This window comes from Methylobacterium sp. WL9 (assembly GCF_008040035.1).
GTDB classification, from domain to species: Bacteria; Pseudomonadota; Alphaproteobacteria; order Rhizobiales; family Beijerinckiaceae; genus Methylobacterium; species Methylobacterium thuringiense.
In genome coordinates this window covers 1-14868 of record NZ_VRVE01000057.1, presented here as the reverse complement: position 1 = coordinate 14868, position 14868 = coordinate 1, and the positions used below count along the sequence as shown (strand labels likewise).

Below are 14868 nucleotides of genomic sequence, written 5' to 3'. Positions count from 1 at the left end.
GCATGTGCCAGGGTCGGGTTTTCGCGCGGCCTTCCTATACAGACCGATTAGGCTGCTGCCTGACGTCACGCAGGCCAGCCGTCTCGGGCGCGGCGGCGCGCAGTTCCGTCAAGAGGCCGAACCATTCGAGCGAATTCGCCGCAGGGAACACTCACTCCTTCGCCTTGTTGGCTCCAAACAATAATAATGGAGGAATATCGTGAAGGCACCGATCAAGCCGGGAAGTGAAGCGAGCAAGAAACAAGAGGGTGGCTCTCTTGGAAATATTGACGAGTTGACCGGCCATCCCGGAAAAGGGACGGGTGGGCCTTCGCTCAGGCCGGAAGAAAGCGGCACAGATGCCCATCTCAAGCCGAACACAGCCAGTGATGCCGAACCTGCGACCGTTCAGGATCATGCGTCGGGCGAAGAGAAAAGCCTCTATGAACGGCTCGCCGAAAAGGACGCTACTCCCGTTGGTCGAGGTGGCGGAACCTAAGACGAATCGGCGCAAGAGCTGCGCAATCGAACAGCACCTCGGTCAGCGGGGCAAAGATCGCGTCGTGGGCCGTCTGGCTTGCGGCCCGGCGCTGGCCGGCTTCGCCGTTCCAGTACTCGAGCTGATCGCGGTTCGCGTCCGACACGCAAAGCCTCCCACTGTGCCTACAGCCCGGCCGCGCCGCCATCCGAACGCGGATCGTGGGTCGCCTCGATCCGGCCTTTGCGGGGGTGGCGCACCAGCATGCCGGCGTGGCCCAGGGCGTCGATATAGGCGCCGCCGAGTTCCTCGATGTCGTGGCCCATGCCCCGCAACGCCGCGATGCAGGCGGGGTCGAAGCGGTCCTCGACCTTCACGCTGAGCGATTCCGCGCCCCAGGTGCGTCCGTAGAGCAGGCGCGGGGCATCGACGGCGTCGGCGATCGACATCCCGTAGTCGGCGTATCGTGAAAAGATCTGGGCCTGGAATTGCGGCTGCCCGTCGCCGCCCATGCTGCCGTAGGACATCACCCGGCCGTCGTCGAAGGCGGCGAGCGCCGGGATCAGGGTGTGGAACGGCCGGCGGCCCGGCTCCAGTGGATTCAGGGCCTTCGGATCGAGGGAGAAGGACAGGCCGCGGTTCTGCCAGCAGATGCCGGTCGCCGGCAGCACGGTGCCCGAGCCGTATTCCCAGTAGACCGACTGGATGAACGATACGGCCATGCCGTCGCCGTCGATCGCCCCCATCCAGACCGTGTCGCCGTCGCCGTTCTTCCTGGAGGGAAATGGGCCGGCACGGTCCAGGGTGATCGCGGCCGCCTCGCGAGCCAGACGCTCCGGGGTCAGGAAGCTCGCCGGGTCCACGTCGAGCTGGTTGAAATCGGTGACGACCCCGTCGCGGATGGTGAAGGCGCGCTTCGTCGCCTCGATCAGCGCATGGTAATAGGCCGTGCTCTCCGGCCGCTTCACCGCGAGCCTGTCGAGGATGCCGAGGATCACCAGCGCGGCGAGCCCCTGGGTCGGCGGCGGGAAATTGTAGAGCGTGGCCCCGCGCCGCCGCAGCGTCAGCGCCTGCCGCTCCTTGGCCGCGTAGGCCTTGAGATCGGCCCGCGTCACCGGTGCGTCGAGCCGCTCCAGGTCGGCGGCGATCTCGCGGCCGATGTCGCCGCGATAGAAGTCGTCGAGGCCGGCATGGGCGAGCTGTTCGAGCGTGGCGGCGAGCTTCGGCTGGCGCCGTATGTCGCCGGCTCTGAACGGCTGGCCACGATCGAGATAGGTCGCGGAAAAATTCGGGGCGTCGTGGAGCGTGTCGAGCTCCTTCGGCACGTAGCGTTCTTCCGAAGGCGAGACCTTGCAGCCCTGCTTCGCATGGCGGATCGCGTCGGAGAGAAGGCTGTCGAGCGGCATCCGGCCGCCCAGCGCCCGGGAAAGTTCGAGGGCGAGTGTCCAGCCGCCGACCGTGCCGGCCACCGTGATCGCGGCGTCGGGACCGCGCGCGGGCAGCACATCGTAGCCCCGCTCGCGATAGCGCGGGATCGTGGCGAGGCTGCCCGCCGGGCCGCAGGCCTCAATGCCGCGCACCCGGCCGCCGCGCTCGCGCACCAGCCAGAAGCCGTCGCCGCCGATGCCGTTCATGTGCGGATAGACCACGGCGATGGTCGCGGCCATCGCGACCATCGCCTCGATGGCGTTGCCGCCCTGCGCCAGCACGATCTGCCCGGCCTCCGCCGCGAGGTGATGGGGCGCCGCGACGGCGGCTGACGAGAACACGGGCGTTTCGGGCATGGGCGGCTTCGGGCTCGACGGGTCGGACATGACCCCGGGAGGCAGGATCAGGACCACGCGCGCCGGGCCGGGGCAAGCCGGGCGATGACGAGGCGCCGCAAGCCGCTTACGTTTCGACACCACGGGGAGGCGCGACGGGAACGATCGGAATGGCCGCAGACACAGCGTTCTGGGTTCAGGGCTTCGAGCATGTCGCAGGCCGGCTCGTGCCGACGACGCGCCGCACCGCGCAGGGCGCGAGCAACGCCCTGCAGCAGGCCGAGGCGCTCGCCCGCCGGCTGCCCGGCGCGGCCGCATTCGCGGTCGACACGCGCAGCAGCGGGGACGCGATCACCACCATCCTCGGCGCCTTCGGAGACGTGCCGGACGACGTGATCGACGGGCTCGCCGGCGGGTAGCCGCGCTGCCGTTGCTGCGGCTTGCAGAAAATCTTCGCGAAAGCCCACGGCGATTCACCTGTGTTGCGAAAAGGAAACTGCGTCGCCGTCACGGTGGTGGGATAGTGTATTGGCGAATCGGCGGAACTTCCAAAAATGAAACAGAGCGAGCGGGCGCTTCTTCAGGAGCGTGTGAGAACACTTGTCTTGACCCATGCTCTCGAAGCAACGCTAAGTCGTCTCATGACGCTTAGCGGTTGCGACGCCGGCGAGGAACTCACGCGGCTCGAACACCGCATCACCGCCGCAGGGCGCATGCTGGGGACGATGCCGGGCGAGATGGCGCTGACCACGATGGTTGCGGTCGAAGACGCGATCGGCACGATCCGCAGCGCGTTCGACCGGGCCTACGATCGCCTCGACGCCGAAGCCGTCTCGACGGCGGCCCCGATCGCCGCCTGACCCGAGCCGTCGGCCGGTTTCGGCGGATCCCCTGTCGGAACGGCCTCGCGTCCGAAGGGGGCGCCGGCATTGGATCTGCCGGACGGCGCTCCGGCACGTTATTATGTATTCTATCTGGCTTTGGCAGTTGCCAAAAGTCGAACGACTCTGTCCTCTGCGCGGCAGGCTCGAACCGCTTAGCTTCAACCCTTCGCGCGGACAGCCGACGACGCCAATGGCCCGCAAGCGGCCAGCGCTCTGGAGGACGACGTTCATGACGACCCACATTGCGGAGGGGATCGGCTCGCCTGCCGCCGCCCCGACTTGGCTTTCCCGCGAAAACATCGTCGCCAAACCCGGCTTCAACCGCTGGCTGGTGCCGCCGGCCGCCCTCGCGATCCATCTCTGCATCGGCATGTCCTACGGCCTGTCCGTGTTCTGGCTGCCGCTGTCGCGCTCCCTCAGCATCGGGCAGCCTGCCACGAAGGCCTGCCCGGACATGAGCGTCTTCACCGCGCTGTTCACGACCACCTGCGACTGGCGGATCAGCGACCTCGTCATCGTGTTCTCGATCGGCATCGTGATGCTCGGCATCTCGGCCGCTTTGTTCGGCGGCTGGCTCGAACGGGCCGGCCCGCGCAAGGCCGGCATCGCGGCGGCCCTGTGCTGGGGTGGCGGCTTCCTGATCGGCGCCTTCGGCGTCTACATCCACCAGCTCTGGCTGATCTGGCTCGGCATGGGCCTGATCGGCGGCATCGGGCTCGGCCTCGGCTATATCTCGCCGGTCTCGACATTGATCAAATGGTTCCCCGACCGGCGCGGTATGGCGACCGGCATGGCGATCATGGGCTTCGGCGGCGGCGCGATGATCGGCTCGCCGCTGGCAGACCTCCTCATCAACACCTTCAAGTCGCCCACCGGCGTCGGCGTCTGGGAGACCCTGGCCGTGATGGGCCTCGGCTACCTCGTGTTCATGCTCGGGGGCGCCTTCGGCTACCGCGTCCCGCCGGCCGGCTGGACACCCGAGGGCTGGACGGCGCCGGCCGCCAAGGGCGGCATGATCGCCTCCGGCCACGTCCACCTGAACGACGCGCACAAGACCGTGCAGTTCTGGCTGCTCTGGCTGGTGCTCTGCCTCAACGTGTCCGCCGGTATCGGCGTGCTCGCGCTGGCCTCGCCCATGCTGCAGGAGATCTTCGGGGGCGGCCTCATCGACCAGCCGGGCGTCGGGCTCGGGCAGCTCGATGCGGCCGGCAAGACCCAGGTGGCGGCGATCGCGGCGGGCTTCGTCGGCCTGCTGTCGCTGTTCAACATCCTCGGCCGGTTCTTCTGGGCCTCGATGTCGGACAAGATCGGCCGCAAGGTCACCTACGCGATCTTCTTCGGCCTCGGCGTGCTGCTCTATGCCGGCGCGCCCTGGGCGGCGGGGCTCGGCTCGACGGTGCTGTTCGTCGTGTTCTTCTGCGCGATTCTGTCGATGTATGGCGGCGGCTTCGCCACGATTCCTGCCTATCTCGCGGACGTGTTCGGCACGCAGTTCGTCGGCGCGATCCACGGGCGGCTGCTCACGGCCTGGTCGACGGCCGGCATCGTCGGCCCGGTGGTCGTCACCGCGATCCGCCAGCAGCAGGTCGACGCCGGACTGCAAGGGCTCGAGCTCTACAGCCGCACCATGTACGTGCTCGCCGCCTTCCTCGCGGTCGGCTTCGTCTGCAACCTCCTGGTCCGGCCGGTCGCGCGCCACTGGTTCATGAGCGATGCCGACGTGGCTGCGCTCCAGACCAAGGGCGGGGCCGTACCGGCGCGGGCGCCGGGTTCGGCCGGCATCGGCGGCGGCGGCATCACCATCACTGCGGTCGCTGCCTGGGCCGTCGTCGGCATCCCGATCGCGTGGGGCATCTACAAGACGCTCTCCAAGGCGGCGATCCTGCTGCATTGATCGATCGGGATGGAGCGCGGACGCCTTTGGCCGCCCTCCATCTTGATTGGCGGATTGAATTGCGCCGCCGCTGACGTCATATCGCCCCCGATTTGCTCGGAGCCGTGATGGGCCGCTACGCGATCCCTCACGGCTCCGAGCCATTGTTTGTCGCGCACGCTTTCGCCGAACCGGTTTCCCCTTCGGCGGCCTGCGCTCTATCGGGAGACGAGCCTTGAGCGAGACGGACACCGTCAACGCGAACGTGGAGCGGCACGAGTTCGGTGCCGAGGTCGGGCGGCTGCTCGACCTCGTCGTCCATGCGCTCTACTCGGACCGCGAGATCTTTTTACGCGAGCTGGCCGCGAACTCGGCCGACGCCACCGATCGCCGTCGCTTCGAGGCGCTGACCAACGAAGCGGTGGCGCTGCCGGCGGACGCCAAGATCCTGATCAGGCCCGACAAGGCGGCGAAGACCCTGACGATCTCCGATACCGGGATCGGCATGAGCAAGGACGATCTGGCGCGTAACCTCGGCACCATCGCCCGCTCCGGCACCCGCGCCTTCTCGCAGTCGCTCGGCGACGCCAAACCTGCCGAGGGCAGCGAGGACCAGCGCCCGAGCCTGATCGGCCAGTTCGGCGTCGGCTTCTACTCGGCCTTCATGGTCGCCGACCGCGTGACCGTCACTTCGCGTCAGGCCGGCACCGATGAGGCCTGGACCTGGGATTCGGACGGCAAGGGCAGCTACACGATCGAGCGGGCCGAGCGCGAGCAGGCCGGTACCAGCATCGTGCTGCATCTCAAGGACGATGCCGACGAGTATCTCGAAAGCTACCGGCTCGACCATGTCGTGAAGAAGTGGGCCGACAACATCGCCGTGCCGATCGTCATCGTCGATGACGAGGGCAAGGAGGAAGCCGCGAACAAGGGCACCGCCCTGTGGCGCAAGTCCAAGTCCGAGATTACGGAAGAGCAGTACAAGGAGTTCTACCGCACGGTCAGCCACAACTTCGATGAGCCCTGGGCGACGCTGCATTGGCGGGCCGAGGGCGCGCTGGAGTTCTCGGGGTTGCTGTTCCTGCCAAGCATGAAGCCGTTCATGCCGGTGGAGGACGACCGTCGCTCCAAGGTCCGGCTGCACGTGCGCCGCATGTTCATCACCGACGAGGCCGAGCTGCTACCGAACTGGCTGCGTTTCGTCTCGGGTGTGGTCGACACCGACGACCTGCCGCTCAACGTCTCACGAGAGATGCTGCAGTCGACGCCGGCACTGCAGAAGATCCGCCGCGCCGTGACCACCCGCGTCGTCAACGAGCTGACCAATCGCTCGAAGAACGCCGAGAAGGCCGACGACTACATCACGTTCTACGAGAATTTCGGGCCCGTGCTGAAGGAAGGTATCTACGAGGATTTCGAGCGCCGCTCGGAGATCGCGCCGTTGCTGCGCTTCCGCTCGACCACGCAGGAGGGCTGGACCACGCTGGCCGACTACGTCTCGCGCATGAAGCCGGAACAGGAGGCGATCTACTACCTCGTCGCCGACGATGCCGAGGCCGCGAAAAAGTCGCCGCAGCTCGAAGGCTTTGGTGCCCGCGGCGTCGAGGTGCTGCTGCTGTCCGACCACGTCGACGCGTTCTGGCCCGAGCAGCTGGCCAAGTTCGAGGACAAGCCGCTGCGCTCGGTAACGCAGGCCTCGGCCGACCTCGCCAAGCTGAAGACTGAGGGCGACGCACCCGAGACGCCGCAGGCCGACAAGCTCGTCGCCGCCCTCAAGCTCGCTCTCGACAAGGACGTGTCGGACGTGCGCATCACGGACCGCCTCGTCGACAGCGCCGTGGTGCTGGCCTCCTCCGGGATGGGTCCCGACCTCCAGATGCAGCGCCTGATGCGCCGCGCCGGCCGCAGCTTCGGCGGCGGTTCACCGGTGCTGGAGATCAACCCGCGCCATCCGCTGATCCAGTCGCTCAGCGCCAAGGCCGAGGCCGACCAGGACATTTCGGAATCGGCCGGGACGCTGCTCGACCTCGCCCGGATCCAGGACGGAGACAGCCCACGCGATCCGGTCGCCTTCGCTCGCGCCGTGGCGGCGGCTTTGGCCGGAACGGCCTGATCCGGCTCGGCGGCGGCCTGAGGGCCGCCGCCGGTTCTCGACGATGTGGCCCGTTGACAGGCGGGAGCCATCCGGCGGACATCGCGCCATGGTTGCCACCTCATCGCCAGATACGGATTCTTCCGGCCGAGACGGTCCGATCGCGCTGGCCATCGCGGCCCTGGTGCTCGCGACCGTCGTGATCGGGTCGCTCGCCCCGTCGGCACCCCACAGGCCCACTTCTGCCCAGACCGTTCTCCCCGACAGCGATCCGTCCTGCGCCGAGTGGAGCGACGGCTGCCACGTCTGCCGGCGCCTCGAAGAGGGTCCGATCTGCTCGACGCCTGGCATCGCCTGCACGCCGGGGCCGCAGGAATGCCTCCACCGCACGACGGATCCGTGACCCGGCCGGTCCTCCGCTTCGCCCCGAGCCCGAACGGCCGCCTGCATCTCGGCCACGCCTATTCCGCCCTCCTCAATGCTGAAATCGCGGCGCGGACGGGCGGCCGTTGCCTGCTGCGCATCGAAGACATCGATCCGGGCCGCTCGCGCCCCGAACTGATCTCCGCGATCGAGGAGGATCTCGCTTGGCTCGGGCTGACCTATGAGCGGCCCGCTCGCCGGCAGTCCGAGCATCTCGGCTTCTACCGCGCGGTCCTGGACGAGCTGATCGCGCGCGGGCTGGCCTATCCGTGCTTCTGCTCGCGCGGGACGATCGCGGCGCGGGTGGCCGAGCTGGAAGGACAGGGCAGGGCGGTCCCGCGCGATCCAGACGGCGCGCCGCTCTATCCGGGGACCTGCAGGGCGCTTCCTGCGGCCAAGGCCGAAGCCCGCATCTCGGCCGGCACTCCGCATACGTGGCGGCTGGACATGACGCTGGCGCTTTCGTTGTTGCCCGAACCGTATCGCTTTTGCTGCTTCACGGTCGCCGACACGGGCGCGCATCCCCTCTCCCGCAGGGGGGGAGAGGGGATGCGCGCCCGTGTCGGAGAGATGGAGGAAACGGCTGCCGATCCCGCCCGCTGGGGCGATGCCGTCGTCGCGCGGCGCGACGTGCCGACGAGCTATCATCTCGCGGTCGTGCTCGACGACGACGCCCAGGGCATCACCCACGTGGTCCGCGGCGAGGATCTGAGGGCGGCGACCGATCTGCATGTCCTGCTGCAGCGGCTGCTCGGGCTATCGACGCCGGCCTATCACCACCACCGGCTGCTGCTGGCCGAGAACGGCGAGAAGCTGGCCAAGTCGCGCGGGTCGGAGTCCCTCGGCGATCTGCGCGCGCGGGGCGCGACGGCGGCAGAGATCCGACAGCGGCTCGGGTTCTGATGCCGTTCGGCCACCGGCGCAGGCGCCTCAGCGCATCGCATCCCGCTGCGCCATCGCGGTCGCGCTCTTCGACTTCTGCATCGTCGCCTCGATCTGGTCGCGCTGGCGCTTGAACTCGGCGAGCAGGCGGCCGTCGAGCTCGCGGCCGCGGGGGACGCGGATCTTCAGCGGGTCGACGAAGTGGCCGTTGATGATCACCTCGTAGTGCAGGTGCGGGCCGGTGGAGAGCCCGGTGGAGCCGACATAGCCGATCACCTGGCCCTGCTTCACCCGGGCGCCCTGCGTCACGCCTCGGGCGAAGCGGGACATGTGGTTGTAGGTGGTGACGTAGCCGTTGATGTGCTGGATTTCGACGCGCTGGCCGTAGCCCGAATCCCACTGCGCCTTGATAACCGTGCCGTTGCCCGCGGCAACGATCGGTGTGCCGATCGGGTTCGCCCAGTCGATGCCGGTGTGAAGCTTGGCGTAGCCGAGCACCGGGTGGCGGCGGTAACCGAAGCCGGAGCGCATGATGCCGTCGGCGATGGGCTTGCGGATCAGGAATTTCTTCAGCGAGCGGCCCTGGTCGTCGAGGAAGTCGACGGCGCCGTCGTCGGGTGACTGGAAGCGGTAGATCTTGCGGGTCTCGCCGCCGAGGTTGAGCGCGGCGTAGAGCAGTTCCGGTTTCTCGCCGGCGCTCGGGCCGGCATCCTCGTCGTAGCTGTAGAAGACGTCGAGGCCGTCGCCGGACGAGATCCGGCGCTGGAAGTCGACGTCGTAGCTGAACACCCGCACGATGTCGTCGACGGCCGAGCGCGGCAGCTCGTGCCGGGCGGCCGTCTCGTAGAGGCTCTGGTAGAGGCGCGGGCCGGAGCCGCTCTCTTCCTCGTCGTCATCGTCCTCGGAGGAATTGGCCTGAGGCTGCGGCTTGCCGCCCAGAGTCTCGTCCGTCGGGGGCGCAACCGAGACGAAGCTGCCCCGGTCGTTCATCGCGGCGATCGCCTCGACGCCCTTCTCTCCGTAGAGCACCACGCGGGTGACGCGGCGGGCGTCGCCGGGCTTCGGGCCGGGGGCGATCTGCACGCGGAACTGCTGGCCTTCGATCAGGGCCGCCGTCTTCGTCTTGCCGCCGAGCGCCGCGACGACCGCGCGGATGGCGTCGTCGGTGGTGAGCCCGGTGGCCTTGAGCACGGTCTCGAGTGTGTCTCCGCGCTTGAGCGCGAGGTCTCGCTCCTCGACGAGGGCCGACTCGCCACCCTTCAGCTCGACCTTGCCGAGGTTGGTGACGTTCTCGGGCACCACGAGCACCTCGATCGACTTGAACGGGCTCGCATCCTTGGCCTCAACCTCGGTGCCGAACTTGGCCGAACCCGGCTGCAGCGTGCGCGAGAGCATGATCTGCGGCGCGAGCGGAAGCGCCGTGCGCCGGCCGGCCTCCGCCGTCAGGCGGCGCTCTTCCTCGACCTGCGCCGTCACGTCGTCGTCGGTGAGCGCGGGCGCACTCGCATCCATCGGCAGGTCGGTCAGGTCGCGCTTGACCACGCTGACTTCGCCGCCGGGGCCGTCGCCGCCGGCCGCACTGGTGTCGGCGTAGCGCTCCTGCGAGTCGTCCGAGGTGATCTTCAGCGGGTCGAAGCGCGGGATGTCGGTGGCGAACACCCCCGTCTGCATCGACAGCGCGGTCGAGACGCGCACGAACGGCTTCACCTTGATGATCTCGCGGTCGCCGAGCCGGACCGTCACAGGCGTCCGAAAGCTCTGCTTGGCCGAAGCGATCATCAGGTTGCGTACGAGCCGGTCGCCCTTGCGCGCCACGTTGACGCCGTCCTCGCCGACCTCACGCTTCGACGACACGGTGACTCGCTCGGGGATCGCCGCGTGGGAGATGTCGCTGCGGAGCGAAACCTGGATCGCCCCTCCGATCAGGCAGGCGCCGGTGATGCCGGTCAGCGCGCTGGCGCAAAGCCAGCGCAGGTTCACGTCGCGGCGGTCGACCTGCGTCGCCTCGGCCCCGGCCATGTCGAGCGGCGGCTCGATGCCGCGCTCGAACAGGCGCGAGGGGCGCCCTGGCGACGATCCGCGCGCTTCACCGATCTTGAGCCGCTCGCGGGTCACCGGCGTACCATGGGCAAAGGTCTCGGACTCCGGGCCGGCCTGTCATGCGACGAAGCCCATCCCCTGCGGAGGCAGGGCCATCGGAACGGGCGCAAGGCGTCCCTCATCGTGTCGAAGCCCAGCGTGTCGAGATTGAGGCGTCGGGCGCCCGACATGACGATCCGCACCGGTTCCTCAGGGACCCTGCGGCGGCTGCCGGATCGTCCCTGTTCCTCAAACCATCTACCATGGATTGCGCGCAATGGGGGCGACCCGGTGCTGTCACACGCATGCGACACCGCATGTCTTCCACAATGCAGCGCCCTGCGCCGGCATTGACGACTTGTCGTTGTACAGCTTAGCTGGGTCCCGACGGTTCCCGAAAGGGATCAAAAGGGAACGCGGTGAGGGACTTGTCCCAATGCCGCGGCTGCCCCCGCAACTGTAAGCGGCGAGCCTTCCGCCACCGATGTCACTGGGTTCCTCGACCCGGGAAGACGGATGGAAGGCAGTGACCCGCGAGCCAGGAGACCTGCCGTCAGTCGTGGTCACACGCGAAACGCGTCGGGCGGGGTGCTCCGGCGGGTGTCGAAGCACGCGGCTGCGTTCCGTGTGGTGAGGCCTCGTTCGCGGTGACGTGCCACAGACGTCGCCCGAGGCTCGTTTTCCGTGTCCCATCGCTCTCCCACCGCGCTTCGGCGCGCTCTCCGGTCGTGCGTCGGCCTCTCGCTGCTCGCGGCTTCGCCGGCCCTGGCTCAGCAGACCGCCGCGCCTTTCACCCGCACCGCGCCGGATACGGCGACGAGCCTCGAAGAGATCTCGGTCAGCGCCACCGGCGTACCGACGCCGACCTCGCAGATCGGTTCGAGCGTGACCGTGCTCACGGCCGAGACCCTGCAGCAGCAACAGCGGCGCACCGTCCCGGACGCGCTTCAGCAGGTGCCGGGCCTCAATGTCGTGCAGACCGGCGGACCCGGGGGCCAGACCTCGGTGTTCATTCGCGGCGCGAACGCGAACCAGACCAAAGTCCTGATCGACGGCATCGACGCCACCGATCCGTCGACGCCCAACGGCGCCTTCGATTTCGGCCAGCTCCTGACCGACGATCTCTCGCGGATCGAGGTCTTGCGCGGACCGCAGAGCGGCCTCTACGGCGCGGACGCCATCGGCGGCGTGATCTCCTTCGTCACCACGCGCGGCGAGGGGCCGACCCGGATCACGACCCGCGTCGAGGGTGGCTCGTTCGGCACCTTCAATCAGTTCGGCCGCATCAGCGGCGCGGAGGACGGTTTCGACTATTCGGTGTCGATCCAGCACCTGCGTGCGGCGGAGACGCCGGTCACGCCCCGCGACCTCGCAGCGCCGGGCTTCAAGCGCTATCCGAACTACTACGACAACACGACCGTCTCGGCGAAGCTCGGATACCAGTTCACCGACGACTTCCGCATCAACTCCATCACGCGCTTCACCGACGCGACGCTTCGGTTCAACACCGACAACTACGAGTTCTTCCCGACCGTGCTCTTCGGCACGATCCGCAACGAGCAGACGTATCAGCAGCTCTTCACCCGCAACGAGGCCGAGTGGACGCCGTCCGCCGGTTTTCACAACATCTTCGCGATCAACTACTCGAACCAATTCCGGGACAACGAGACGCAGATCTACGATCCGCTCAACCCCCTCGCGACGACGAATACCGGCGAGCGCACGCGCTACGAATACCGTGGCGACTACCTGTTCGCACCCGGTAACCTTCTGCTGTTCGGCGCGCAGCGCGACGAGGAGCGCCTGCGCAATCTCGACCTCAATCCGTTCGGCACCGGCGATCTGAAGGCGCAGAACGGCAACACCGCCGGCTATGTCGAGGCGCAGCTGACGCCGTTCGAGCGCGCCAGCATCGTGGCCAACATCCGCCACGACGAGAACGATGCGTTCGGTCCCGCCACGACGTTCCGCGTCGCGCCGAGCTACATCCTGCCCTATACGGAGACCCGCATCAAAGGCAGCGTCGGCAGCGGCTTCAAGACGCCGACCCTGTATCAGCTCTTCGTCAGCATTCCGGCCTTCGGACAGATCGCCAACCCCGACCTGAGGCCGGAGGAGAGCCTGGGCTACGATGCCGGCTTCGAGCAGCCGATCGGGCCGAACGTGCTCGTCGGCGCGACCTACTATCAGAACGACTTCGTGAACCTGATCAACACCGCCTTCCTGCCGATGCGCCAGTTCCAGTTCGTGAACGTCGGCAGGGCCGAATCCTACGGGGCTGAAGCCTTCGCCGCCTTCAAGCTCACCGACACCTGGTCGGCCCGGATCGACTATACGAACACGGTCAGCAAGGACGAGATCGCCAACCAGGAATTGCTGCGCCGGCCACGCCACAAAGGCAGCCTCACCACCTCCTGGACTCCGCTGCCCGGCCTGGCCGTCAGCGGCACGGTAATCGTGCTCGGCCACTTCGTCGACGGCAACCGCGACTTCTCGATCTCGCGGCTCAAGAATCCCGGCTTCACCATCGTGAACCTCGCCGTGAACTACGACGTCAACGAGACGGTCACCGTGTTCGGCCGCGTCGATAACCTGTTCGACCGCCGCTACGAAAACCCCACCGGTTTCCTCGGGCCGGGACTCGCGGTGTATGGCGGCGTGCGTGTGAGTACGTTCTGAGCGCCATGCGGACCCAAAAACTCCTTCGCCCGCTCGTCGTGGCGGCGTGCCTCGCTGCCGGCGGCGTCGTGGCGGAAGAGGCCGCGCCGGCGCGTCCGGCGCGGATCGTCTCGATGAACCTCTGTGCCGACGAGCTGGTCCTGCGCCTCGCCGACCGCGATCAGATCGCGGCCGTGACTTGGCTCGCCCGCGATCCACGCGGCTCGACGGTCGCCGCCGAGGCCGCTGGCGTTCCGCCGACCCGCGGTCTCTCCGAGGAGATCGTCGCGCTGAGGCCCGACCTCGTCATCGCGGGAGCCTTCACCACGCGCACGGCCGTCGGGCTCCTGAAGCGGATCGGCTTTCCGCTGCTCGAACTCGGCGTGCCGTCTGATTTCGAGGGCGTGCGCGCCCAGATCCGCGCCGTCGCCAGGGCTGTCGGGCATCCGCAACGCGGGGAGGCGATGATCACGGTGTTCGACGCAAGGCTGGCAACGGTAGCCGCGGCCGGCGACGGGCCTCGCCTGCGTGCCCTGGTGATGCGCCCCAACGCTTTCACGGTCGCGCCCGGCAGCCTCGGCGATGCGATCATCCGCGCCGCCGGCCTCGTCAACGTCGCCGCCGAGATCGGCCGCGACCGTTCGGGCCAGGTTCCTCTCGAGGCGGCGGCCTTCGCCGATTTCGATCTCATCGTGCTCGACGAGGGCGAGAACCGAACACCCTCGCTCGCCGACACGGTGCTGCATCACCCGGTCCTGAGCGCCTTCCGCCGTGAAGGACGTACGGTCTCGATCCCGAACAGGCTGTGGAGTTGTCCGGGGCCGCAGGTGGCCGAGGTGGTCGAGCGGTTGGCTCAAGCCGCTCGCAGGCGGACAGCATCGCAATGAACGCCCCGCTACCCCCACCTGTTATCGCCCGGCAAACTCGCCCCGGCCGCTGGCTCGTTCCGGTCCTCGCTCTCCTTGTCGCCGCCCTCACAGCCGCCTCCGTCACCATCGGCTACGCCGCCTTCGACGTGCCGGCCGCGTTCGGTGACTGGTTTGCCGGGCGCACCACCCTGCCGGCGCTGGTGCTCTGGGAACTGCGTATTCCGCGCGCCCTGCTCGGCGCGCTCGTCGGCTTCAGCCTCGGCCTGACCGGGGCGGTGATGCAGGGCTATCTACGCAATCCCCTCGCCGATCCCGGCATCCTCGGTATCTCTTCCACTGCGGCGTTTGGCGCTGTGGTGGTGTTTTATGGCGGTCTCGCCGGTTCTCTCAGCCTCGCCCTGCCGATCGGCGGGATCGCCGGAGCTGCCGGCGCGGCGCTGGCGATCAATCTGCTGGCGATGCGCGGTACCGGCACGCTCGGCCTGATCCTGGCCGGCGTCGGTCTGTCGAGCCTCGCCGGGGCCATGACCGCGCTGGCGCTGAACCTCGCCCCGAACCCCTACGCCGCCCTGGAAATCGTCTTCTGGCTGATGGGCTCGCTCAGCGACCGCAGCATGGACCATGTCTGGCTCTGCCTGCCGCTGATGGCGCTCGGATGGCTGATGATGCTCACCACCGGCCAGGCGCTCGATGCGCTCTCGCTCGGCGAGGACACCGCCGCGAGCCTCGGCTTCGATCTCGTCTCGGTGCGGCTGCGTATCGTCACCGGGGCCGCGCTGGCGGTCGGCAGCGGCGTCGCGGTGAGCGGCGCCATCGGCTTCGTCGGGCTCGTGGTGCCCCATCTCGTGCGCCCGCTCGTCGGCGCGCGGCCCTCGGCGAGCCTGTGGC

Annotated in this window: 12 protein-coding genes, 1 pseudogene and 1 riboswitch; of the genes and pseudogenes, 10 read left to right on the top strand and 3 right to left on the bottom strand. The window is 68.2% G+C overall.

The genetic code is table 11. The features are described from left to right. Positions 1-199: 199 nt before the first annotated feature. Positions 200-478 (top strand): hypothetical protein, encoded by a 279-nt coding sequence (locus FV217_RS15680; protein WP_147818116.1) that lies wholly within the window; start codon positions 200-202, stop codon positions 476-478. Positions 479-485: 7 nt separating this feature from the next. On the opposite strand, the pseudogene FV217_RS22940 reads toward FV217_RS15680, so the two are convergent. Both FV217_RS22940 and FV217_RS15675 read right to left on the bottom strand, forming a co-directional pair. Beyond that, a pseudogene (locus FV217_RS22940) lies at positions 486-665 on the bottom strand (hypothetical protein); the annotation flags it as partial. Beyond that, the gene (locus FV217_RS15675; RefSeq protein WP_147818115.1) at positions 643-2241 is read right to left on the bottom strand and encodes a gamma-glutamyltransferase family protein; all 1599 of its coding nucleotides are present in this window, start codon (positions 2239-2241) and stop codon (positions 643-645) included. The gene FV217_RS15675 and the pseudogene FV217_RS22940, both read right to left, overlap by 23 nt. 149 nt (positions 2242-2390) lie before the next feature. On the opposite strand from FV217_RS15675, the gene FV217_RS15670 reads away from it, so the two are divergent. From FV217_RS15670 to gluQRS, 6 genes are all read left to right on the top strand, one after another. Beyond that, positions 2391-2639 (top strand): hypothetical protein, encoded by a 249-nt coding sequence (locus FV217_RS15670; protein WP_147818114.1) that lies wholly within the window; start codon positions 2391-2393, stop codon positions 2637-2639. A gap of 222 nt (positions 2640-2861) precedes the next feature. Beyond that, complete coding sequence (locus tag FV217_RS15665; protein WP_238232376.1) at positions 2862-3080, top strand: hypothetical protein; 219 nt, start codon at positions 2862-2864, stop codon at positions 3078-3080. Between the two features lie 253 nt (positions 3081-3333). Beyond that, on the top strand, positions 3334-4998 hold the full coding sequence (locus FV217_RS15660; protein WP_147818112.1) for an OFA family MFS transporter: 1665 nt from the start codon (positions 3334-3336) through the stop codon (positions 4996-4998). Positions 4999-5212: 214 nt separating this feature from the next. Further along, positions 5213-7090, top strand: coding sequence for a molecular chaperone HtpG (gene htpG / locus FV217_RS15655; protein WP_147818111.1), 1878 nt, complete (start codon positions 5213-5215; stop codon positions 7088-7090). Between the two features lie 88 nt (positions 7091-7178). Beyond that, positions 7179-7472 carry a hypothetical protein gene (locus FV217_RS15650; RefSeq protein ID WP_147818110.1) on the top strand — a complete coding sequence of 98 codons (294 nt, stop codon included), beginning with the start codon at positions 7179-7181 and terminating at the stop codon, positions 7470-7472. Continuing rightward, positions 7445-8395 carry a tRNA glutamyl-Q(34) synthetase GluQRS gene (gene gluQRS, locus FV217_RS15645; RefSeq protein ID WP_147818109.1) on the top strand — a complete coding sequence of 317 codons (951 nt, stop codon included), beginning with the start codon at positions 7445-7447 and terminating at the stop codon, positions 8393-8395. The genes FV217_RS15650 and gluQRS overlap by 28 nt, the downstream gene beginning before the upstream one ends. A 27-nt stretch (positions 8396-8422) precedes the next feature. Here the strand turns inward: gluQRS and FV217_RS15640 are convergent, their stop codons facing one another. Further along, positions 8423-10489, bottom strand: coding sequence for a M23 family metallopeptidase (locus FV217_RS15640; protein ID WP_147818108.1), 2067 nt, complete (start codon positions 10487-10489; stop codon positions 8423-8425). A 335-nt stretch (positions 10490-10824) separates the two neighbouring features. After that, a riboswitch (cobalamin riboswitch) is annotated at positions 10825-11023 on the top strand. 114 nt (positions 11024-11137) lie between these two features. Between FV217_RS15640 and FV217_RS15635 the strand changes: the two genes are divergently transcribed. The 3 genes from FV217_RS15635 to FV217_RS15625 form a co-directional block, all read left to right on the top strand. Beyond that, on the top strand, positions 11138-13132 hold the full coding sequence (locus tag FV217_RS15635) for a TonB-dependent receptor (protein ID WP_147818107.1): 1995 nt from the start codon (positions 11138-11140) through the stop codon (positions 13130-13132). Between the two features lie 5 nt (positions 13133-13137). Next, the gene (locus FV217_RS15630) at positions 13138-13998 is read left to right on the top strand and encodes an ABC transporter substrate-binding protein (protein WP_147818106.1); all 861 of its coding nucleotides are present in this window, start codon (positions 13138-13140) and stop codon (positions 13996-13998) included. After that, the coding region (locus tag FV217_RS15625; protein ID WP_147818105.1) for an iron ABC transporter permease at positions 13995-14868 on the top strand (874 nt) is incomplete at its 3' end. The genes FV217_RS15630 and FV217_RS15625, both read left to right, overlap by 4 nt.